This window comes from Chromohalobacter sp. HP20-39 (genome assembly GCF_033052815.1).
Classification (GTDB): domain Bacteria; phylum Pseudomonadota; class Gammaproteobacteria; order Pseudomonadales; family Halomonadaceae; genus Chromohalobacter.
Genome location: NZ_JAWHTP010000001.1, coordinates 606,323 through 628,639 on the forward strand (window position 1 = coordinate 606,323; position 22,317 = coordinate 628,639).

General features: G+C 63.2%; 17 protein-coding genes. 8 read left to right on the top strand and 9 right to left on the bottom strand.

The window, feature by feature from the left end:
• Nucleotides 1-2 precede the first annotated feature (2 nt).
• Complete coding sequence (locus RVY79_RS02845; protein ID WP_317462499.1) at nucleotides 3-317, top strand: hypothetical protein; 315 nt, start codon at nucleotides 3-5, stop codon at nucleotides 315-317.
• Between the two features lie 115 nt (nucleotides 318-432).
• On the opposite strand, the gene RVY79_RS02850 is transcribed toward RVY79_RS02845, so the two are convergent.
• On the bottom strand, nucleotides 433-1,953 hold the full coding sequence (locus tag RVY79_RS02850) for an aldehyde dehydrogenase family protein (RefSeq protein WP_317462500.1): 1,521 nt from the start codon (nucleotides 1,951-1,953) through the stop codon (nucleotides 433-435).
• Between the two features lie 231 nt (nucleotides 1,954-2,184).
• On the opposite strand from RVY79_RS02850, the gene RVY79_RS02855 reads away from it, so the two are divergent.
• Nucleotides 2,185-3,147 (top strand): AraC family transcriptional regulator, encoded by a 963-nt coding sequence (locus tag RVY79_RS02855; protein ID WP_317462502.1) that lies wholly within the window; start codon nucleotides 2,185-2,187, stop codon nucleotides 3,145-3,147.
• 261 nt (nucleotides 3,148-3,408) lie between these two features.
• On the top strand, nucleotides 3,409-4,215 hold the full coding sequence (locus RVY79_RS02860; RefSeq protein ID WP_317462503.1) for a hypothetical protein: 807 nt from the start codon (nucleotides 3,409-3,411) through the stop codon (nucleotides 4,213-4,215).
• 106 nt (nucleotides 4,216-4,321) lie between these two features.
• Here RVY79_RS02860 and lptG read toward each other — a convergent pair whose 3' ends face one another.
• The gene (gene lptG, locus RVY79_RS02865; RefSeq protein ID WP_317462504.1) at nucleotides 4,322-5,386 is read right to left on the bottom strand and encodes an LPS export ABC transporter permease LptG; all 1,065 of its coding nucleotides are present in this window, start codon (nucleotides 5,384-5,386) and stop codon (nucleotides 4,322-4,324) included.
• Nucleotides 5,383-6,465: an LPS export ABC transporter permease LptF gene (gene lptF / locus RVY79_RS02870; protein WP_317462505.1), complete on the bottom strand. Its 1,083-nt coding sequence runs from the start codon at nucleotides 6,463-6,465 to the stop codon at nucleotides 5,383-5,385. The genes lptG and lptF overlap by 4 nt, the downstream gene beginning before the upstream one ends.
• Nucleotides 6,466-6,672: 207 nt before the next feature.
• Between lptF and RVY79_RS02875 the strand changes: the two genes are divergently transcribed.
• From RVY79_RS02875 to RVY79_RS02890, 4 genes are all read left to right on the top strand, one after another.
• Nucleotides 6,673-8,196, top strand: a complete 1,524-nt coding sequence (locus tag RVY79_RS02875) for a leucyl aminopeptidase (protein ID WP_317462506.1) — start codon at nucleotides 6,673-6,675, stop codon at nucleotides 8,194-8,196.
• 121 nt (nucleotides 8,197-8,317) lie between these two features.
• Nucleotides 8,318-9,418 (top strand): branched-chain amino acid aminotransferase, encoded by a 1,101-nt coding sequence (locus RVY79_RS02880; protein WP_317462507.1) that lies wholly within the window; start codon nucleotides 8,318-8,320, stop codon nucleotides 9,416-9,418.
• A 135-nt stretch (nucleotides 9,419-9,553) separates the two neighbouring features.
• Nucleotides 9,554-10,006 carry a DNA polymerase III subunit chi gene (locus RVY79_RS02885; RefSeq protein WP_317462508.1) on the top strand — a complete coding sequence of 151 codons (453 nt, stop codon included), beginning with the start codon at nucleotides 9,554-9,556 and terminating at the stop codon, nucleotides 10,004-10,006.
• Nucleotides 10,007-10,108: 102 nt separating this feature from the next.
• Complete coding sequence (locus RVY79_RS02890; RefSeq protein ID WP_317462510.1) at nucleotides 10,109-12,952, top strand: valine--tRNA ligase; 2,844 nt, start codon at nucleotides 10,109-10,111, stop codon at nucleotides 12,950-12,952.
• A gap of 325 nt (nucleotides 12,953-13,277) precedes the next feature.
• On the opposite strand, the gene RVY79_RS02895 is transcribed toward RVY79_RS02890, so the two are convergent.
• From RVY79_RS02895 to RVY79_RS02910, 4 genes are read right to left on the bottom strand one after another with little or no spacing between them, the layout of a single operon-like run.
• The gene (locus tag RVY79_RS02895; protein WP_317462511.1) at nucleotides 13,278-14,084 is read right to left on the bottom strand and encodes an ion transporter; all 807 of its coding nucleotides are present in this window, start codon (nucleotides 14,082-14,084) and stop codon (nucleotides 13,278-13,280) included.
• Between the two features lie 50 nt (nucleotides 14,085-14,134).
• A complete protein-coding gene (locus tag RVY79_RS02900) occupies nucleotides 14,135-15,952 on the bottom strand; it encodes an aminopeptidase P family protein (protein ID WP_317462512.1) in 1,818 nt (605 codons plus the stop codon).
• A gap of 3 nt (nucleotides 15,953-15,955) precedes the next feature.
• On the bottom strand, nucleotides 15,956-16,096 hold the full coding sequence (locus tag RVY79_RS02905) for a hypothetical protein (protein WP_317462513.1): 141 nt from the start codon (nucleotides 16,094-16,096) through the stop codon (nucleotides 15,956-15,958).
• Between the two features lie 10 nt (nucleotides 16,097-16,106).
• A complete protein-coding gene (locus tag RVY79_RS02910; RefSeq protein ID WP_317462515.1) occupies nucleotides 16,107-17,297 on the bottom strand; it encodes a transposase in 1,191 nt (396 codons plus the stop codon).
• Between RVY79_RS02910 and tnpA the strand changes: the two genes are divergently transcribed.
• Nucleotides 17,190-17,606, top strand: coding sequence for an IS200/IS605 family transposase (gene tnpA, locus RVY79_RS02915; RefSeq protein WP_317462516.1), 417 nt, complete (start codon nucleotides 17,190-17,192; stop codon nucleotides 17,604-17,606). The genes RVY79_RS02910 and tnpA overlap by 108 nt on opposite strands.
• Before the next feature lie 90 nt (nucleotides 17,607-17,696).
• Here the strand turns inward: tnpA and glnE are convergent, their stop codons facing one another.
• A complete protein-coding gene (glnE, locus tag RVY79_RS02920; RefSeq protein ID WP_317462517.1) occupies nucleotides 17,697-20,735 on the bottom strand; it encodes a bifunctional [glutamate--ammonia ligase]-adenylyl-L-tyrosine phosphorylase/[glutamate--ammonia-ligase] adenylyltransferase in 3,039 nt (1,012 codons plus the stop codon).
• 101 nt (nucleotides 20,736-20,836) lie between these two features.
• Nucleotides 20,837-22,315, bottom strand: coding sequence for a sodium:solute symporter family protein (locus RVY79_RS02925; RefSeq protein ID WP_317462518.1), 1,479 nt, complete (start codon nucleotides 22,313-22,315; stop codon nucleotides 20,837-20,839).
• Between the last annotated feature and the right edge of the window lie 2 nt (nucleotides 22,316-22,317).

The window sequence follows — 22,317 nt, forward strand, 5'->3', positions numbered from 1 at the left end:
TAGTGAGAACGGTACGGATACTGGAAGATGCCTCGCAGGAAGCGATAGAGGCTGCAGCATGGTACGAATATGAGCAGCCTGGACTCGGAACCGAGTTTTTTGCTGCCGTTGACGCCGCCATCGACGTTATTGAAGAAAACCTTATCCCCCTAGCACCTCTGCCCGAAGAAGCCGGCAATATCGGTGCAAAACGATTGATCCTGGAACGCTTCCCGTACGACATAGTTGTGATTGAGTTGCCAGAAGAAACAGTCGTAATCGCCGTCGCCCACCACTCTCGCAAGCCTGGCTATTGGTTGGAACGAGATAAGCTCTAACCTGACTTTCCAACACGGCACGCCTACAAAAATGCCGCTTCCCTAGGAAGCGGCAAAGGGTTGAGTCGGACGCGACTCAGTTTCGTGGATGGCGGTTACTCAATACAGCCCTCTCTCAATACAGCCCCATCGGGTCGTCGCTGTAGGACACCAGTACGCATTTCACCTGTTGGTAGTGATCGAGCATCAGCTTGTGGGTCTCGCGGCCGATGCCTGACTTCTTGTAGCCCCCGAAAGCCGCGTGCGCGGGGTATTGGTGGTAGCAGTTGGTCCACACGCGCCCGGCTTGGATGCCTCGACCCATGCGGTAGGCGCGGTTCATGTCGCGGGTCCAGACCCCGGCGCCCAGCCCGAATTCGGTATCGTTGGCGATGGCCAGCGCTTCTTCTTCGTCGCGGAAGGTGGTGATGGCGAGCGTGGGGCCGAATATCTCCTCCTGGAAGACGCGCATGTCGTTGCGGCCCTTGAGAATGGTGGGCTGCACGTAGAAGCCACCCGCCAGTTCGCCCTCGAGACTGGCCTTGGCGCCGCCCAGCAGGCATTCGGCGCCTTCCTCGCGGCCGATATCCATGTACGAGAGAATCTTGTCGAACTGCTCCTTGGAGACCTGGGCGCCGATCTGTGTCTCGGTGTCCAGCGGGTTGCCCTGGCGAATGGTCTTGGCGCGTTCGATGGCGCGGGCCATGAACTCGTCGTAGATCGATTCGTGCACCAGCGCGCGAGACGGGCAGGTACACACTTCGCCCTGGTTGAAGAAGGTCATCAACAAGCCTTCGATGCATTTCTCGGCGAAGGCCTCGCCATGCGAGAGCACGTCTTCGAAATACACGTTGGGCGACTTGCCGCCCAGTTCCAGCGTGGCCGGCACGATGCGCTTGGCGGCATTGGCCATGATCTTGCTGCCCACCGGGGTGGAGCCGGTGAAGGCGATCTTGGCGACACCTTCATGCGTGGTCAGCGCCTCGCCGGCTTCTTCACCGAGGCCGTGCACGACGTTGATCACCCCCGGCGGCAACAGATCGGCGATCAGCTCGAGGAAGATGTTGATCGAGGCCGGGGTCTGCTCGGCCGGCTTGAGCACCGAGCAGTTACCGGCGGCGAGCGCGGGCGCCAGCTTCCAGGTCGCCATGAGGATGGGGAAGTTCCAGGGGATGATCTGGCCCACCACGCCATAGGGCTCGTGGTAGTGATAAGCGACGGTGTTCTCATCGACTTCGCTGATGGTGCCTTCCTGGGCACGCAGGCAACCGGCGAAATAGCGGAAGTGATCCGCCACCAGCGGGATATCGGCGCCGCTGGTTTCGCGGATCGGCTTGCCGTTGTCCCAGGTCTCGGCCACGGCAAGCTTGTCGATGTTCTGCTCGACACGATCGGCGATCTGGAGCAGCACCTTGGCGCGTTCGGCGGGCGGCATCTTGCCCCAGGCCGGGGCGGCTTTCTGCGCCGCCTTTACCGCACGGTCGATATCCGCAGCCGATGAGCGCGGTACCTGACAGAAGACCTCACCGGTAATCGGGGTGATGTTGTCCAGATAGCGACCGTCGGCGGGCGCCACCCACTCGCCACCGATGAAATTCTCGTAACGCGACTTGAAGTCGACGGCGGCACCCGGGGTGCCGGGACGTGCGTGAATCATGGCGTGTCTCCTTGGGTGAATGCGCCGGGGCGAATCGTCTGGTGTGCGACCCTGCCCCTTGGAAAATGAGTACGCATCGCCTTCAGCATGGCGTGTCGGCCAGGCGTCGGTTTGCCTGCCAGTCTCCGACGTTTGTCTGCCAGTCTCAGATAGCGAATTTGCCTACACTGCAAGGTAACGGGCGACATCCACACCCACGCCCTCACCGTCGGTACCGTTCAGGAGTTCGCCATGCATGCCGTCACGCCTCCCGATTCGCGCGCCCGGGCGCCTCGTGCGGCCAATACCCGCACGCTCGATCAACTCGCGGACACGCCCCGCACACGGCGCTTGATCGAGAATCGCATCTGTTACGCGGGCCCGCATGCGGAGCTGTCGATCTACGATACCTGGTGGCCCGCGCAGGATGTCGCCTTGAGCGCCGAGCGGGTGCTCTACTGCGGCATGCTGCAAGGGCGCAAGGTGATGCATGGTGCCACCGAAGTGCCGGAAACCTTCTTGCCGGGCGAGAGCTTCGTGCTGGCACCGCACCAGGAAGTCCGCATCGACTTCCCCGATGCGCGCCCCGACGCGCCCACCACCTGCCTGACCATCGATCTTGACCCCGCGCGCATTCACGGCCTAAGCGAGCGCCTCAACCAGGCCCAGCCACGCGAACGGGAGCTCGGCGAGTGGCACTATCAGCCGCATGCCCTGCATGTGCCGCACGGCCCGACCACCCAGGCGCTGATCGAGCGCCTGATGGGGCTCTTCCGCGAGAACCACCCCGACCGCGACGCGCTGATCGGGCTGGGCATCGACGAGTTGATCGTGCGCCTGCTGCGTACCCAATCGCGTGAGTTGCTGCTCGCCGACGCCCGCCAGGCGCCACCGCGCCACGGGCTCGCGGCCGCGCTGGCCTGGCTGGAACGTCATCCCGAGCAGCCGCTGGACGGTGCACAATTGGCCCGCGAGGCCTGCATGAGCAAGGCGCGTCTGTATCGGCTTTTCCAGCGCGAGGTCGGCTATACCCCCGGCGAGTACCAGCAACGCCTGCGCCTGGCCCGCGCTCGCCAGTGGCTGCGCGAGGCCGACGCTCCCATCACCGAGATCTGCTACTCGCTGGGCTACCGCAGCCTCAGTCACTTCACCCGGCGCTTCAAGGCGGCCTATGGCCTCACGCCCGGCGATTATCGCCGTCTTCTCATCGCCTGAGGCGCGGCGCCCCACATGCGCCCAAAACGCATTTTCTATCAGCGACTCCTCAAGGAGTGTGCTTGCATTTCAGCGTCAATCCGATAAAGTAGATAACGAAATTTTATTCTACCCACGTAAAGCAAGAATTCCTCGTGATGCACGTTCGTTGTACTAAGCTATTAAGTACTAGGCAATATGAGTGTCACGCGGAATTCATGACCGGGGTAGGCATTTCCTGCATCGCGCCGCGATGCATATCGTGTTCACAAGAGAGACATCATGACGTTACGTCACGCCGAAAGCGGCGACGCTCCGCGATTGCACCTCGACCTCACTCCCTTTCAGGAAGACGGCCAGTGCTACGGCGACTATCACCGCCTGCCACTCAACCCGATGCTCAAGCGCCTGTGCATAGAAGCGCGCCGCGCCGGCCTCGCGGATGCATCGCTCGGGGCTCGCGACCTGATGAGCCATATGGCACTCGATGAAGACCATATCGTCACCCAGGAAATCTCCGGACGCGTATGGCGCTACAACGTCGGCTATTCGGAAGCTCCCAACCAGCTCGACGCGGCGCTCGATTCACTCGGCGAGCGCATGCTCGAGGAGCCGCTGCCCACCGGCCTAGCACAGCTCACCGAGTCATGGGTCTACATGCCTGGACAGCTTGATGCCGCCACGACCCAGAGCACCGATGTGTTGTGGATGGATAAGCCTGCGTGGGCGCGCTATCGCCTCGAACAGGTCCAGCTCTGGTTTCGCGCCCTGCGCGACGATGCTGAACACCTCGGCGATGGTTGGCTGGCCTGGCACTTGACGCACCTACCGCTGACACACGCGCCGGTGTTCGATAGCGTCGATGCGTTCAGCAAGCTGGCGCGCCTCGACCTCGGTGGCCGCGATGCTTTGGGGCAACTCTCCTTCGTACGTTATCAACACGGAGAATGCCACGAGGGCATGGGGCTGGCGATCACTCAACTACCGCACCACATCGACACGCTGGCGCCGTTGGATGACGCTCTGGTGGTGCCCGCACGCCAGGTCGACGCCATCCTTACACGCCTCGATCGCGCCCTCGCGGACTAGGCTCTACGAAAGCTACCTGTGCGACGCGCGTCAATGAACAAAAACGCCCCCGGTGCCGAAATCACGGCGCCGGGGGCGTTGCGTTGTGACCCGCGTAGCGTTTTCCTCAGCCGGAGCGCCTGAGCAGCACGATGCCCAGCACATAACAGGCCACGGTGGGCACCAGCACCGCGAACACCGGCGAAAAGCCGAACAGCATCGATGCCGGCGCCAGCAGATCCTGCAGGTACTTGAACGAGACGCCGACGATGATGCCGTAGAACACGCGCGTGCCGGCCGCCACAGTACGCAAGGGACCGAACACGAACGATGCGGCCACCAGCATCAGGCCTGCCAGGGTGAAGGGCAGCAGCATTTTCTGCCAGAAATACAACAGCGGCTGCGTGGCCTCGAGTCCTTGGTTATCCAGATAACTGGCATAACGCCACAAATCACTGGGCGACTGGCTTTCCAAGGGGCGCAACAAGCGGTTCAACTGAGCCGGGGTAAACGACGTTTCCCAGGCACGCTTAGCGTCGGTATTGACGACGGTACGGCCATCCTTGAAGCGCGTTTCCTCGATGTTCTGCAATTGCCAACTGCCGTTTTCCCAGACTGCGCGGTCGGCATGCATGGCACTGACCAGACGCGTGCCATCGAAATGATAACGGGTGACATCGATGACCACGTCATCCGCGCGGATGGTCCCGAAACGGTAGAAGTCGTCACCCTCGCGTTGCCAACCACCGCGCTCGGAGAGGATTGCGTCCTCACCTTCGAGCTGCTCCAGACGCCAGGCTTCCGCGTACTGCTCGGTGACAGGGCTGACCCATTCGCTGATGGCCATGGTCAAGATGATCACCAGCCCCAGGGGCTTCATGGCCCCCCACAAGATGCGAGCCAATGAGCGCCCCGAGGCGCGCATCACCGTCAGCTCGTTGCTCGAGGCCATGCTGCCCAGACCGATCAACGCACCAATCAAGACGCCTACCGGCGCGTATTGATAAAAGCGCCACGGCAAGCGCATCAATAAATACACAAAGACATCCAGGGCTCCGTAGTTACCCTCGACATCACCGAGATCGTTGATATAAGAAATGACCAGATCCAGCCCCAGGATCATCACCTGCACGACCAGCATGGCCGACAGCACATTGCGCGCGATGTAGCGATCGAAACGGTCAAAAATCATGCCCGGCCTCCCCGGCGCTGGTCACGACGCATCATCCAGATACCCAGCAACAAATACCCCAGATGAATCGGCCACATGCCGATGGACGCTGGCAGAGCTCCACGCGCAATGGCGTCCTGGGCCGCCAGCAGCAGACTCAAATAACTGATGTGTATAAAGATCGCCGGCAGCAACTTGGCGAATCGTCCCTGACGCGGGTTGACCCGCGAAAGCGGTAATGCCAACAGGGTGAGGATCGGCACCATCAGCGGCATCGACAGCCGCCACTGCAGGTTCGCCCAGGCTTCATTGCCACCCCGCTCGATGAGCTCAGGCGTCGAGGTCAGCTCGGCCGCGTCGAGATTGATGCGCTCGCTGGACTGCGACAGGCGTACTGCATAGGTATCGAACTGCACACGCTCGGCGACATGCGTTCCCGGTTCGACGCTATAGCGTCGGCCATCGGTCAACACCAAAAATCGGCTGCCGGTCTCCTCGTCGACCGTCTGATAACCACCTTCGGCCCGCGTGACCATCGTTCCCGGCGCTCCACCGTTACGCGGCTGGCGCTGGCTGATGAAGACGTTTTGCATGCGTGAACGGTCATCGTTGAGGCTCTCGGTATAGGCGACGCGTCCACTGCCGAACTCCTGAAAACGCCCCGGTTGCAGCACCGAGAAGTCGAGCCGGCTTTTCTGTTCCTCGAGCACCAACTCATTGTGGCGGGCGCCGCTCGGGGTCAGCCACAGGCTGCACACCGCCACCAGTATCGCCACCAGCACTGCCGGCCATAGCGTTACCCGCAACAGTCGATTGGGGCTGATACCACAAGCCACCAGCACCGTGATCTCGCTATTGAGATAAAGCTGCCCGAACGCCAGCAAAATGCCGAGAAAGAATGACAGCGGCAGCACCAGCTCCATGAACCCGGGCAGGTGAAAAAGCATCAGGGTGCCGAGAATATTGGCGGGAATGTCCCCCTGCGCGGCATCGCCGAAATAGCGAATGAAGCGACTGCCCATGATCACCAGCAACAACACGCCGGCCACGGCAGCCATGGTGGCGAGAATCTCGCGCGTCAGATAGCGGAATACGATCAAGCGTCTTCTCCCGGGTCGGTTCCCTGGTCCACGATGCCCCTGCGGGGCCCAATGCAGCCTTCGACCACCCTCCCCATGCATTGCGTTCCGGCTTTGCGTACACTGGAGTACGTTCAGCGCCGGCATCCTTGCCGGTATTATCCAGAATCCCCGGACACTTGTCTCGCCGCGAGGCAAGTCATGTCAGTTCAGTCGCGTGGAGACGCCATGGAATTCCCCGTAATCAACGTCAACCCGGCCAAGGTCGAAACGGCATGCCTGATCGTGCCCGTCTTCACGGATGGAGACCTGCTGCCGGCGGCGGACAAGCTCGACGACGCCAGTGAACGCCTGATCGGCCAGCTTCTCGACCGGGGTGACTTCGATCCCAGTCTCGGCAACGTGCAGTTGATTCCCTTTGCCCCGGGACTCGGTGCCGAGCGCCTGCTGCTCGTCGGCCTCGGCGAACGCGCCAAGTGTGGCGAAGGGCAACTCATCAAGGCCCTCGACGCCGCCTTCACAACCATCGTCAAACTGCCACTCGACGATGTCGCCGCTGCCTTTACCGATGTGCCGGTCGGTGAACGCGATACCGCCTGGAAAGCCCGTGTGACCCTGGAAGCCGCGCATCGTGCCTGCTATCGCTTCGACGACTTCAAGTCGCAGCCGGCCCCCGCACCGCGTCTCGCGAGCCTGACGCTGCTGGTCAGCGACGCGGATGAAACGCCCCAGGCCGAACTGGGGGCGCGCATCGGCGCCGCCGTCGGCGAAGGGGTCGCACTGACGCGCACCCTGGGCAACTTGCCCAGCAATGTCTGCACGCCGCGTTACCTCGCCGAGCAGGCGCAAACATTGGCAGCAGACGCCGACGGCGCACTAAGCGTCGAGATCCTCGACGAGGACGCCTTGCACGCGCTGGGCGCCAACGCCCTGCTCTCCGTCGGCCAGGGCAGCGAAGAACCCTCGCGCCTGATCGTCATGCAATATCGCGGCGCCGAGGACCCGGACGAAGCCCCGCACGTCCTCGTCGGCAAGGGCATCACCTTCGATTCCGGCGGCATCTCGCTCAAGCCGGGGGCCGGCATGGACGAGATGAAGTTCGACATGTGCGGCGCCGCCAGCGTCTTCGGCACCATGAAGACGGTGCTCGCGCTCAAGCCCAAGATCAATATCATCGGCGTGGTGGCAAGCGCCGAGAACATGCCCGATGGCCGCGCCATCAAGCCCGGCGACATCGTCAAGACCCTCAAGGGACTCAACGTCGAGATTCTCAACACCGACGCCGAGGGACGTATGGTGCTGTGCGACGCGCTGAGTTACGTCGAGCGCTTCAAGCCTGCCAGCGTGGTGGATATCGCGACCCTGACCGGTGCGGCGATCATCGCCCTGGGTCATCATGCCTCGGGGCTGCTGTCCAACGACGACGATCTGGCGCTGGATTTGCTCGACGCCGGCGAGAACGCCTGGGACCGCGCCTGGCACCTGCCATTGTGGGAGGAGTACCAGAGCCAGCTCGACTCCAACTTCGCCGACCTGGCCCACATCGGCGGTCGCCCCGCCGGCACCATCACTGCGGGGTGCTTCCTGTCGCGCTTCGCCGATGCGTATCCCTGGGCGCACCTGGATATCGCCGGTACCGCCTGGGCTTCGGGGGACAAGAAAGGCGCCAGCGGCCGCCCCGTGGGCCTGTTGACCCAATACTTGCTCGACCGCGAAACCGAGGCCAACGAGACGCGCCCCAGCGTCGCGTGACCCTTCGCAGCCAACAATTTGCATGCTAACGTAAATAGCAGGCGCGCTGGCCTTTCCTCGTCCGACGCGCCTGTGCCATTCTCGGCATCCGACCGAGCGCCAGATTTGACGGAGAACTTCAGTGACCCCTTCAGGCTTCGATATACGGCCTAACGCGCATCCTAAGGATGTCGCCCTGCGCGAGACGATTCTCGAAAACCCCGGTTTCGGTCGTCATTTCAGCGACCACATGGCTCATATCCGCTGGACGAGCGATGTCGGCTGGCATGGCCGCGAAGTCCGTCCCTACGGGCCGTTGACGCTGGACCCGGCGGCAGCGGTGTTGCATTACGCCCAGGAAATCTTCGAGGGCATCAAGGCCTACCGCCATGCCGACGGCTCGGTATGGACCTTCCGCCCCGAGAAGAATGCCGAACGTTTCCGCGCCTCCGCGCGTCGCCTGGCATTGCCCGAGCTCTCCGACGAGGATTTCATCGGCTCGCTCAAGGCACTGCTTTCCCAGGACCATGTCTGGGTGCCGACACCGGCCAGTGCCGCCGAGGAATCGAGCCTCTACCTGCGTCCGTTCATGATCGCCAGCGAGACCTTCCTCGGCGTGCGGCCCTCGAAAGAGGTCGATTACTACGTCATCGCCTCGCCGGCGGCGGCGTACTTCAAGGGCGGCGTCAATCCGGTCTCCATCTGGCTGTCCTCGCATTACAAGCGGGCCGCGTCCGGCGGCACGGGCTTCGCCAAGTGCGGTGGCAACTACGCCGCCTCGCTGGCAGCCCAGAAGGAAGCCGAAGCGCACGAGTGCGCCCAGGTCGCTTTCCTCGACGCCGCCGAGAACAAGTGGATCGAGGAACTCGGCGGCATGAACCTGTTCTTCGTCTACAAGGACGGACGCATCGTCACGCCCAAGTTGACCGGCACCATCCTCGAAGGCGTCACCCGTGACTCCATTCTGGAACTCGCCCGGGACCAGGGCCTGACCCCCGAGGAACGCCACATCAGCATCGACGAGTGGCGTGAGGGCGCCGCCTCCGGCGAGATCACCGAGGTCTTCGCCTGCGGCACCGCCGCCGTCATCACCCCGGTCGGCGAACTGCGCAGCGAAGACGAGAGCATTCGTCTCAAGGCGGATAGCGGCGGCGAAGTCGGCAAGCGCCTGCGCAAGGAACTGCTCGACCTGCAATACGGGCGCAGCGAAGACACGCGCAACTGGCTGACGCGCCTGGCCTAAGGCCCACGTAAGTGCGCCGCTGCGCGGCTGGAAGAGGGAAGAACGGCGCTACGCGCCTTGAAGGGATCGATTGAGTTTCTCTTCCTTCTTCCCTCTTGTTTCTTACAACTCCTGGCGCAGCCGGGGCGGGGATTCATGACCCAAGTCGATTTCTACATCTTACCCGATACCACGCTCGATGCGCGGTTGGACTTCGCTTGCCGCCTGGCGGAGACCATCCACCGCAAGGGCTATCGGCTGCATATCCACACCGAGGACGAAGCCATGGCGCGCGATCTCGACGATCGGCTGTGGACCTTCAAGCCCGAAAGCTACCTGCCCCACGCAGTGCTAGCCGACGAGGTCGAGCCCCTGCCGCCCGTCACGTTGGGCTGGGAAACGCCTCCGGCGCCCGGCGTCGAGGCGATGCTCAACCTGCATCCCGAGATTCCTGAGTGGTTCTCGCGTTTCGAGCGCGTCGCCGAGATCATCAATCAGCATCAGGATGTGCTGACCGCCAAGCGCGCCTGCTGGCAGACCTATAAAAAGCGCGGCTACCCCGTCAAAGCCAACGACCTCACCAACACCTCACGCCACGCTGCGGGCTAAGCCCCGCCATGACGTCACCCCGCTTGCGGGGTTATACTTGTCGGCATTTTTCGCCACGGCCATACGCCGTGATGACCGTATTTCAAGAGCCGACCGACGCCCATGGACAAGACCTACCAACCCGATCAAATCGAAACCCGCTGGTATCAGCGCTGGGAAGACGCCAATCGTTTCGCGCCCGCCGGCCAGGGCGAGCCCTACTCGATCATGATTCCGCCGCCCAACGTGACCGGCAGCCTGCATATGGGCCACGCCTTTCAGGACACCATCATGGATACCCTGACCCGCTGGCGGCGCATGCAGCAATACAACACGCTGTGGCAGGTAGGCACCGACCACGCCGGCATCGCCACGCAGATGCTGGTCGAGCGCAAGGTCGCCTCGGAAGACGGCAAGAGCCGCCACGATCTGGGCCGTGACGCCTTCACCGACAAGATCTGGGAATGGAAGCACGAATCCGGCGGCCATATCACGCGGCAGTTGCGCCGCATGGGCGCCAGCGTCGACTGGTCGCGTGAACGCTTCACCATGGACGACGGCTTCTACAAGGCAGTGCAGGAAGTCTTCGTGCGGCTCTTCGACGAGGGGCTGATCTATCGCGGCAAGCGCCTGGTCAATTGGGACCCCACGCTGCATACCGCGATCTCCGACCTGGAAGTCGAGAACAAGGACCAGCAGGGCCAGTTCTGGCATTTCCGCTATCCGCTCGCCGATGGCGTGACCACCGATGACGGCCAGAATCACCTCGTTGTCGCTACCACGCGCCCCGAGACGCTGCTCGGTGACACCGGCGTGGCCGTCAATCCCGAGGACCCGCGCTATGCCTCGCTGATCGGCAAGTTCGTCGAACTGCCACTGGTCGGACGCCGTATCCCCATCGTCGCCGACGAGCACGCCGACATGGACAAGGGCTCGGGCTGCGTGAAGATCACCCCCGCGCACGACTTCAACGACTACGAAGTCGGCCGGCGTCAGGCTCTACCGCTGATCAACGTCTTCACCCCGGACGCCAGCATCCTGCCCCGCGCCGAGGCCTTCGATATCCAGGGCCGCCCGCTCGCCGACATCGACACCGCCTTGCCGTCCGCCTACGTCGGGCTCGACCGCTTCGCGGCGCGTCAGGCCATTGTCGACGACATGCAGGCCGCCGGGCTGCTGGCGCAGATCGAAACCGTCAACAACACCCTGCCCTATGGCGACCGCTCCGGTGACGTCATCGAGCCGCTATTGACCGATCAGTGGTTCGTGGCCGTCGAGGAGTTGGCCAAGCCGGCCATCGCCGCAGTAGAGAACGGCGACATCGAGTTCGTGCCCAAGAACTACGAGAACATGTACTTCGCCTGGATGCGCGACCTGCAGGATTGGTGCATCTCGCGCCAGCTATGGTGGGGGCATCGCATTCCGGCCTGGTACGATTTTGAGGGCAACGTTTATGTGGCGCGCAGCGCCGAGGAAGCTCGCGATAAGTACGGCCTCGCCGCCGATCTCGCGCTGACTCAGGACGAAGACGTTCTCGATACCTGGTTCAGCTCGGGCCTGTGGACCTTCGGCACCCTGGGCTGGCCGGAACAGACGCCGGAGCTCGAGACCTTCCATCCCTCGAGCGTGCTGGTCACCGGCTTCGACATCATCTTCTTCTGGGTCGCGCGGATGATCATGATGACGCTGAAGTTCACCGATGAGGTGCCCTTCAAGAAGGTCTACGTGCACGGCCTGGTGCGCGACGCCCAGGGCCAGAAGATGTCCAAGTCGAAGGGCAATGTGCTCGACCCCATCGACCTGATCGACGGCATCGACCTGGACGCGCTGATCGACAAGCGCACCGGCAACATGATGCAACCGCAGAAGGCCAAGGCCATCGCCAAGGCCACGCGTGACGAATTTCCCGAAGGCATCGAGCCCCACGGCACCGATGCGCTGCGCTTCACCTTCCTCTCGCAGGCCACCACCGGGCGCGACATCAAGTTCGACATGGGCCGCCTGGACGGCTATCGCAACTTCTGCAACAAGCTGTGGAACGCCTCGCGCTACGTGCTGATGAATGCCGAAGGCGAAGACTGTGGCCTCGAGGGTGAAGTGGAGCTATCGCTGGCCGACCGCTGGATCGTCTCGCGCCTGCAGCAGACCGAGGCCCAGGTCACCCGTGCGATGGAGGAATTCCGCTTCGACCACGCCTCGCAAGCGCTCTACGACTTCGTCTGGAACGAGTACTGCGACTGGTACCTGGAACTCTCCAAGCCGGTGCTGTGGGACGACAACGCCACCGCCGCCGCCAAGCGCGGCACCCGGCGCACGCTGGTGCGGGTGCTGGAGACCGTCCTGCGCCTCGCGCATCCCATGATGCCGTTCATCAGCGAAGAGATCTGGCAGCGCGTCGCGCCCCTGGCCGGTACGCATGCCGGCGGCGATGATTCGATCATGGCTCAGCCCTGGCCACAGGCCGACCAGAGCCGTATCGACGAGAACGCCACGCGCGACATCGAGTGGCTCAAGGGCGTGATCATCGCCGTGCGCAATATCCGCGCCGAGATGAACATCGCCCCCGGCAAGCCGTTGGAAGCATTGCTCACCAAGGGCGGAGAAGCCGACCGCGAGCGCCTGGAAGCCTATCGGCTGTTCCTCTCCAAGCTGGCCAAGCTCGACAGCATCACCTGGCTCGATGACCCCGACCAGGCCCCGCTCGCCGCCACCCAACTGGTCGGCGACATGGAAGTGCTGGTGCCCATGGCGGGGCTGATCGATAAGGACGTGGAACTTGCCCGCCTGGCCAAGGAAATCGACAAACAGGACAAGTTCATCGGCGGTATCGAGAAAAAGCTCGGCAACGAAAGCTTCATCAGCAAGGCCCCGACCGAAGTCGTCGAGAAGGAACGCGCCAAGCTCGCCGACGCCCAGGCCAGCCGTCAGCACCTCAGCGAGCAACGCGACAAGATCGCCGCGCTGTAAGCGCCGCTGTCAAAACGTCGGCACAACGCTGGCGCACGCCATCACGCCCATGCGGTTCACGCCGCATGGGCGTTTTCATGTCAGGGCAACAGAGTCAGGGGAACGCCTCCCCACACAGCATGTGACAATCTCGGAGCGCCGACCGCTGAGCAGGCATAAAAAAACCCGCGCCAGGGGGCTGCGCGGGTTGAGGCAGGGTACTACTAGGGGTGCATCGCAAACCGATGCAGGGATGAAACATCTGATGAGCACCAGATGCCGCTTACTTTATCCCTGCGCGCCTCATGCCACCAATAAATTGTTAGCATGATAGCGATAGCTCTCTTCAATCCTCATCGCGCGGCACTGATGTCCGACGCGTGGCGTCTTCCGAGTCCCGAGCTTCGAGCAGCGCCTTCAGGGACGAGACCTCGGCGTTCAGGCTATCCATCTGCCGCGAAAGATGGCGCATCATCTCGCGATCTGCCTTGTGCTGCCGCGACTCCTGCTCGCTGTCATCGGACACCACCAACGAGCCGATGTACGCGGCGAAGCTCCCGAACAACCCCACGCCGCCGACCATCAACAACACCGCTACGACCCGGCCCAGGGTGGTAATCGGGTAATAGTCGCCATAACCCACGGTGGTCACGGTCACGAAGGCCCACCACAGCGCCTCTTCCGCCGTGTTGATGGGGCTTTCCGGGTGGGGAGACTCAAGCAGTAGCATGGTGATAGCGCCAAAGGCCACCAGCAACAGCGTGGCGGTCGCCGCCGAAGCAAACACACCCTCGGCGCGATTGCGAAACAGCACCCGCCAGATCATGCGCACGGACTTCACCGCGCGGATCACCCGCAGCATCTGCACGACACGGAACAAGCGTGCGCCCTGGAACGGCCCCGGCGGAATGCACGCCAGCAGGTCCAGCCATCCCCAGCGCATGTAGCGCCACTTGTTGGGGGCGGCGCGAAAGCGCAGGCAGAAGTCTGCGAAGAAAAACGCGCAGACCACCCAGTCCATGTACGTCAGAAGGCGCGAGACCTCCTCAGGCAGGGTCAGGAAAAGATCCGCCAACAAGGCGCCAATCACATAGAAAGACAGAACCAGCACGATGAGCTGGAACGGCGTAATGCTTTCTTGCCTAACCGCCATGCGCCTCTCCTTGCCTTGTCGTGTCTTGCCGCGCTTCAACCACGTCGACGCTACCGAGCAATGGGTAGCGTGCGCTGCTCGAGCCAGTCGCGGGCCTGGCCCTCGACCTTGGGCATCAGGCGTTGACGAACCTCGTCGTGGTAGGCGTTTAGCCAGGCTATTTCCGCGTCATCGAGCAGCGCAATGTCGATGGCGCGGGTATCGATGGGGCACAGTGTGAGCGTTTCGAAATACAGGAACTCGCCGAATTCACTGGGCTGAGCCGAGCGATTGACCACCAGGTTCTCGATGCGCACTCCCCACTGCCCGGGCCGGTAGACGCCCGGCTCGATCGAGGTGATCATACCGGGTTGCATGGCCGTTTGCGGCGTCGGCGACGCGTACCACGCGATCACCTGCGGCCCCTCGTGGACATTCAGGAAATAGCCCACACCGTGCCCGGTGCCATGGCCGTAGTCGATCCCCGCGGCCCATAGCGGCGCGCGGGCGATGGCGTCCAACTGCGGCGATGGAATGCCGCGCGGGAACTGGGCGCGTGACAGCGCGATGGTGCCCTTGAGCACCTGGGTGAAATCGCGCCGCTGCGCCGCGTCGATCTCACCCACCGGCACTACCCGCGTAATATCGGTGGTCCCGCCCAGGTACTGGGCCCCCGAATCGATCAGCAGCAAACCATCGCCCTCGATCACGGAATGCGCCGCCGGGGTGGCGTGATAATGCGGCAGCGCGCCGTTGGCGTTGAAGGCGGCAATGGTCGCGAAGCTCCGCGAGACGAAACCGTCGCGCTCTGCCCGTGCGGCGGTGATCCGCTCGTCGACGTTCAGCTCGGTCACTGTCTCGTCGCTGGCCAAGGCGTCTTCCAACCAGGCGAAGAAGGCGCACAGCGCGGCGCCGTCGTCCTCCATGGCATGGCGTACGTGCTCTATGTCGCGGTCGCTCTTGCGGCTCTTGGCGAGCGTGCTCGGCTGAAAGGCCTCGACGATGCTCACGCTCTCCGGCACGGCCTGCATAAGCGCCAGGCTCACCCGTGCCGGATCGAGCAGCAGGCACGCAGCGGCGGGAAGACCGCCGAGGCGCTCCGCCACTTGGGCGTAATCGGCAACATCGATGCCCTCGTCGGCGAGTTCGCCGATTACGGCGTCATCCAGCTTGCCCGGCGCGACGAACAGCGTGGCGCGTGCCTGCTCGATGAGCAGATGCGACAAAAACACCGGATTGAAGGCGACGTCCGAACCGCGCAGATTGGTCAGCCAGGCGATGTCATCAAGGGTCGACACCAGATGTGTATCGACGCCCTGGGCCTCCATTTCCTGGCGCAATGTCGCCAGCTTGTCGCGCCGCGAGGTATCCACGTAAGCGCTCGGGTGGGCCCGCACCGGCGCCTCGGGCAACGCGGGGCGGTCCGGCCAGATGGCATCGAGCAGATCCCGATGGCCTTCCCAGCGGATCTCCTTCGGCGCCAGATGTGCCTCCAGTTGACGCACGCTGGCCATCGAGACCACGGCGCCGTCGAAGCCCAGCGTGGCGCCCGGCGACAATTGCTCGGCGAGCCACTGCATGGGCCGCTGCGCCTGGCCGGGCTGGAGCTTCATCAAGTCGATGCCGCTCCCGGCCAGCTGCTGCTCGGCCTGTACCCAATAGCGACTGTCCACCCATAGCCCGGCCGCCTGCTGGGTGATCACCAGCGTACCCACCGACCCATCGAAGCCCGACAACCAGGCGCGGCCCTGCCAGTGATGCGGCAGGTATTCGGAGCTATGCGGATCGGACGACGGTAACCACCAGGCATCGACGGCCTGTTCACGCATGGCTTCGCGCAGTGCTGCCAGGCGGGCGGCGGGCGTTTGGGGAGATTCACTCAACGGCATGACTCAGGCTCCGGTGGTGGCGTTGGAAGACGAAGCACCGGCGGGATCGACGGTGGAATTGCCCTTAAGCATACGCTTGATGAGCGGCGTCAGCAGCGCCAACACGATGGCACGTATGCCATCGCCGGAGGCGGACTTTGACATCCTCCCCGTCCTAAAGGACGGGGATTCCCACTTCTGGACGGCGATGCCCCGCCGCGAGACTGAGGATATTCCGAGCCGCGTTCACGTCCCGGTCATGGACGACACCGCATTCCATGCATTCCCAGTCTCTTAGTCGCAGCCCGTTTACGCCTTGTGGCCCACTGAGTGAACCACAAGCCGAACAGGTGCGGGTGGTGTAGGCTTCTCGCACTACCTTGACCACGATGCCTGCGTGAGCGCATTTGTATTCCAGCATCGTCTTCAACTGGCCCCATCCGGCATCGAGCACGGACTTAGCCATTTTGGTCTTTGCGAGTTTTTGTGAGCTGACGTCGCCCACGACGATTTCACCGTACTGATCTACCAGACGGCGTGAGAACTTGTGCAAGGCATCCTTGCGGCGATTCCTGATCTTGGCGTGAATGGCACGGGTGCGCTTCTTGTTACGGCTTCGCTGAGCGATTGCCAGCTTGGCTTCCATACCGCGATAGAAACGCCCATTTTCCAGCTTTTCGCCGTCGCTGCATGTGGCGATGTCTTTTAACCCAAGGTCGATGCCTACCGAGCCTTGTCCCACTGATGGCTTAACTTCGGCATCAACCACCACGTTGAAGTACCAACGGCCTCGGGCGTCCTCGTTGAACGAGGCGGATCGGAACTTGTAATTCGACAACCCGTAGCTGTCCCAGACCTTGAAGTAGCTGCCGTTGTGGAATACCTGTCCATTCTTCCACTTGGCCGCGCCGGTATTGACAGGTATCCAGCCAAGAGAGCGGCGCACACCGCGTGACTTGCGCCAATTCAGGCAGGACTTCTTGAACTGCTTGCGGCGGGTGGCATATTCGGCGGCGATACATTGCAGCGTCTGGCTGTGCAGGCCAAGTTCCGTGCCAACGCCTTTAGTGTACGGATGCATGTCATAGGCCGACAGAAACAGACCGCGCTCACGGATAGCACGAGACGACAGTTCGTTCACATAGTTCCAGACGAAGTTCACGCTGCGCGCCATGCGATTAAGCTCCGCTACGTGTCTGTCTTTCACGCGAACCTTGAGGGTCTTGGTCTGCTTCATGGCTTCAAATATATTGGGGCTATGGGCATTCAGCAAACGTATAGAATCGGAAGACACGGTGTTTTCAAGCTCCACGTTCACTTGGTTTTTGTGACCAAATACCGTGGAGGTGTCTTCCGCACCCCGCATCTTGAATTCCTGGTGGGGATCTTCCGCAGCGTCTGCGCCGACTTTGAAGCCGAGCTTGTCGAGTTCAATGGCGAGCCTGACCACGCACACCTGTTGGTGACCTACCCACCAAAGGTGGCACTGTCGCGGCTGGTGAACAGCTTGAAAGGGGTCTCCAGTCGCAAGCTAAAGCTTATGCACTCTGAGTTGGTGAAGCCAGCCTATCTCAACAATGCCCTGTGGAGCCCGAGCTACTTCGCAGGTAGCGTGGGGGGTGCGCCTATCTCGGTGGTTCGGCAGTACATTGAGCAGCAGACCCGCCCACATTGAGGACCGCAACGCGGCTCGCGCTATCCATCCCCGCACTAAAAGTACAAGGCATTTCGCGCAAGGTTGGTAACTGTTTATTTCCAGTGATACTTACCGAGACGCGTCATCATCCTGCATCCACTGCGCCCAAATGGCGCGGACCCGGCGGCGATGGTCGTCGATATCGGCGATCTCGACCTGGCTCCCGGCCTTGGCCAGCGAGGCGCGATGGCTGATGCCGCGATAGGTGAGATACGCCTCGCGCAGCTCGCGCGCCTGCTCGGCGGGAAGGCGGCCGCTTTCCTCCAGCACTTCAAGAATGCGCATGTTGTCGCTGAAGGCGAGCATCTCCGGCGCTTCGGCCCCTAGTCGCAACACCGCGTACTGACAGAGGAACTCGATATCCACCATGCCACCGGGATCCTGCTTGAGATGAAACGTTCCCTGGCGCCCGGCCTGATCGCTGCTACCCAGGTGCGTGCGCATCTTGCGACGCATCGCGACGACCTCCCCGCGCAGTGTGTCGGGGTCGCGCGTCTGACCCAGCACCTCACGACGTACCGCCTCGAAGCGCTCGCATAACGCCGCATTGCCGGTAATCGCGCGCGAACGCACCAGCGCCTGGTGCTCCCAGGTCCAGGCTTGTTGGTGTTGGTAGTCGGCGAAGGCATCGAGCGTCGTCACCAGCAGCCCGGCGTTGCCGGAAGGACGCAAACGCATGTCTACCTCGTACAGCGCACCACTGGGCGTGACGGCCGTCAGCAAATGGATGATGCGCTGACCGAGGCGCGTGAAGAAAACCGCATTGTCGAGGGCCTTGGCGCCGTCGGTGGCACCCTTGGGATCGGCATCGTGCAAAAACACCAAGTCCAGGTCCGAGCCATAGCCCAGCTCGATGCCGCCCAGCTTGCCATAACCGACGATCGCGAAATTGGCGTCATCGCTCTCACGCTCGCCAGGATGGCGCGAGGGGCGGCCGTACTTGCGTGTCACCTGTTTCCAGGCCATCGCCAGTACCTGCTCGAGAATCACCTCGGCGATGAAGGTGAGATAATCGCTGACCTTCATCAGCGGCCGCGCGCCGACGATATCCGAGGCCGCGACGTGCAGCACCTGAGCGTGCTTGAAGATACGCAACGCGTCGAGCTGGCCCTCCTCGTCGTCCTCGGGCACTCGCGCCAATGTCTGGCGCAGCTCATCGGCGAGTTCGTCCTTGTCGGCGGGCGAATACAGCGTGGCGGGGTGCAGCAATTCATCGAGCAGTACAGGATGGCGCGCCAACTGCTCGGCGATCCACGGGCTCGCGGCGCACAGCCGAATCAACTGACGCAGCGCATCGGGATTCTCGCGCAGCAGCGCCAGGTACGCAGTGCGCCGCAGCACCGCTTCGATCAGCGGCAAGACGCGCTCGAGCGCGACATCCGGCGCACGACTCTCGCCGACGGCTTCGAGCAGCAGCGGCATCAAGGCATCGAGACGCTCGAAACCGATGCGCTGCATGGCCGCCACGGCACGCGAACGATGCAAATCGGTAAGCCGCTTGAGGGTCGCCTCCGGCGTCTCGAATCCCAGCGTCGTCAGCGTCTCGCGGGCCTCCGCCGGGGTCAGTTCCTCCCGCCAGAGCGCGCCCAACTCCTCGCGTGAGGCCTCCTCGGGGGCGCTTTGCTCGTCCTCTTCCTCCTCGGGCGGCGCAATGACGGCGTCGAAATGCTCGCGCACTCGCCCTCGCGCCTCGTCGAGGTGCGCCACGAGTGCCGGCCAGTCGGCCATGTCGAGCGCCAGCGCCAGTCGCTCGCGGCCCAGGGTATCCTCCGGCAAGGTCTGGGTCTGGCGGTCCTTCTGAGCCTGCAAGGCATGCTCAAGATCGCGCAAGAAGGCGTAGTCGCTCCGCAGTGCATCGGTCACTTCACCCGGCAAAAGCTCCAGGTCCGTCAGACAACTCAGCGCCTCCGCCAGCGAGGTCAGTTGGAGCTCGGTATCACGCCCACCACGAATCAACTGGAACGCCTGGACCACGAATTCCACCTCGCGGATACCGCCGGGGCCAAGCTTGATGTTGTCGGCCATGCCCTTGCGCTTGACCTCGCGGTTGATGAGACGCTTCATCTCACGCAGCGACTCGATGGCGCCGAAATCCAGGTACTTGCGATACACGAACGGCCGCAGCGAGGCGAGCAGTTCGGCGCCGGCTTCGAGGTCACCGGCCACTGGGCGCGCCTTGAGCATGGCGTAGCGCTCCCATTCACGCCCTTGGTCCTGATAGTAGCTAGCCAACGTGGCGAAGCTGCCGACCAGCGGCCCACCATCGCCGAGCGGACGCAGGCGCATGTCAACACGAAACGCCATGCCTTCATCGGTCACCGCGTCCAACGCGCCAATGAGCTTCTGGCCCAGCTTGGTGAAATACTCCTGATGCGAGAGCACCCGCCGGCCGCCCTGTGTTTCGCCCTCTTCGGCGAAGGCGAAGATCAGGTCGATATCCGAGGACAGATTGAGCTCGCCCGCACCGAGCTTGCCCATGCCCAGCACCACCAAACGTTGCGGCGTGCCGTCGGCACGGCGAGCCGGCTGGCCCCAGCGCGGTGCATAGTAGTCCTCGAGCCAATCCAGCGCCCCGTCGAGGCAGATCTCCGCCAGGCTGCTGACATCACGCGCCGTGGTCCACATGCCCGCCTCGCCAGCCTGGCCACGCGGCGCGCGGCACAGGTCGCGCCATACGATACCCAGCATTCGCAGCCGCCGGAAGCGGCGTATCGCGGCCTGCATAGCCGCCTCATCTTCGGCGACCTCAAGGCGCTCGGCGAGCTCCGCTTCCCAAGTCTCGCGCAGCGGCGACTCATCCAGTTCGCCCTCGGCATCCAGCACCGACAGCCAACCGGGATCGCGGGCCAGCGTCTCGGTGGCAAAGTCGGAAAGCGCTACGACCCGTGCCAGCTCTGCACGACGCTCATCCGAGAGCGCCAGCCAGGTGGCAGTCGGCGTCTCTTCGACATCGACATTGGCGTCGGCGTCACTCGTCGAACGCTGCGCCTGGGCAACGCGATCGGCCATGCACAACGCATCGTCGAGCCGCTCGGTGGCTTCGCCCAACGCCGCATGCAACGGTGCAGGAATATCGGCGTGTGGTAGGAATCCTTCGGGCAGGGCCATGATGCACTCTCCTGGAACGTCCCGGCACCTAGCGCCGGGGCAAGCGTGATATGGCCCAGCTTAGCGGAGCTACTCGCTTGGAAGCTACAAGCAAGCGATCCTCAGCGCCGCCACGGCAACTGACGCTCGGCGGTGGCGATGAATGCTTCGGCACTGCGACGCGGTGATGACGTGACCAGGCTGACGCCCACGAACAACACGCACGCCACCGGCAGCGCCCAGATCCCCGGCGGCCAGCCCAGCGGCTTGGCGTCGGTGATATACAGCGCCACGACCCAGGCACCGCCACCGAGGATGCTGGCCAGGGCGCCCGCCGCACTGCCACCGCGCCAGAAAAAGGCGCCGATAAGCGCCGGCACGGTGACTACCAGGCCGGTCGAGGCGGCAACGGAGAGCACCGCAATCAGGTCGAGACGCAACTCGGCGAAGGCCAGCGCAAGCAACGCGATCAGCGGCAACACGGCCTTGCCGACCCCGAGTTGGCGGCGTTCATCGCTGCCTTTGCGGGCCACCGCATAGACGTCCCGCGACAGCATCGACGACAGCGTCAGCATGATCGAGTCGATGGTCGATACCGCCGCCGCCAGGATGCCCACCATCACCAGCGCGCCGAGTAACGGCGGCACGTGCGCGGAGGCCAGCAGAGTCGGCGTGGCAAGATCCGAATTTTCCAGATCGGGAAACGCGATCAGCGCCGAAAAGCCCCACAGCACCGATACGGCGGTGTATACCAGTCCGAAGCACAGAAAACCCAGCAGCATGCGGCGCATGGCTTTAAGCGAGGCGGGCATGAAGAGTCGCTGGCTGACCTGGGGATTGGAGAGGCTAAAAAAGAACCAGGGGATCGTCAGGCCGAGGAAGGTCGCTGGCGTAAAAAATCCCGAGCCGGGCACCGTAAGCGCCTCGGGATGTTCATCGGCGAGGGTCGCGAACAGCGCCTCGAAGCCACCCAGCGAGGCTACCACCAGCAGCGCCACGGCCGTCGAGGCAACGATCATCAACAACGCCTGCAACGCGTCGGTCCACATCACCGAGCGAATCCCGGCGATGAAGGTGAACACCAGCGCCAGCACGGTGGCGACCGCCACGCCGGTGGTGAAACCGATGGCGCCGTCGGTCATGCCGCTCAGCAGATACCCCACGCCCGCCAGTTGCACCGCCGCATAGGGGATCAGGAACAGGCTGCTAACCAGTGCCGTGGCCACGGCCACGCCGCGATTCGCATAGCGGTGTCCCAGCATCTCGCTGGGGGTGACGAAACCGAATGCCTTGCCCACCGCCCAGAAGCGCGGCCCGAAGATGGCCACCAACGAGACCCCGGCGAAGTAGACGATTTCAAAACCCAGCGCCCCGACGCCGCCGGCGTAGGTCAGCCCCGCTAGCCCCACCATCATGAAGGCACTGTAGGTCGTCGCGCTGTAACTGAGCGCCGACACCAACCCGCCCATGCGCCGCCCACCGAGGAAATAGTGTGCCATGTCGCGCGTATCACCGGGGCCGCGCTCGCGTGAGCGCCAGGCCACGCCCAGGGCGACGACGACATACACCAGCACCGACGTCCACACGAGCATCGACGACATCC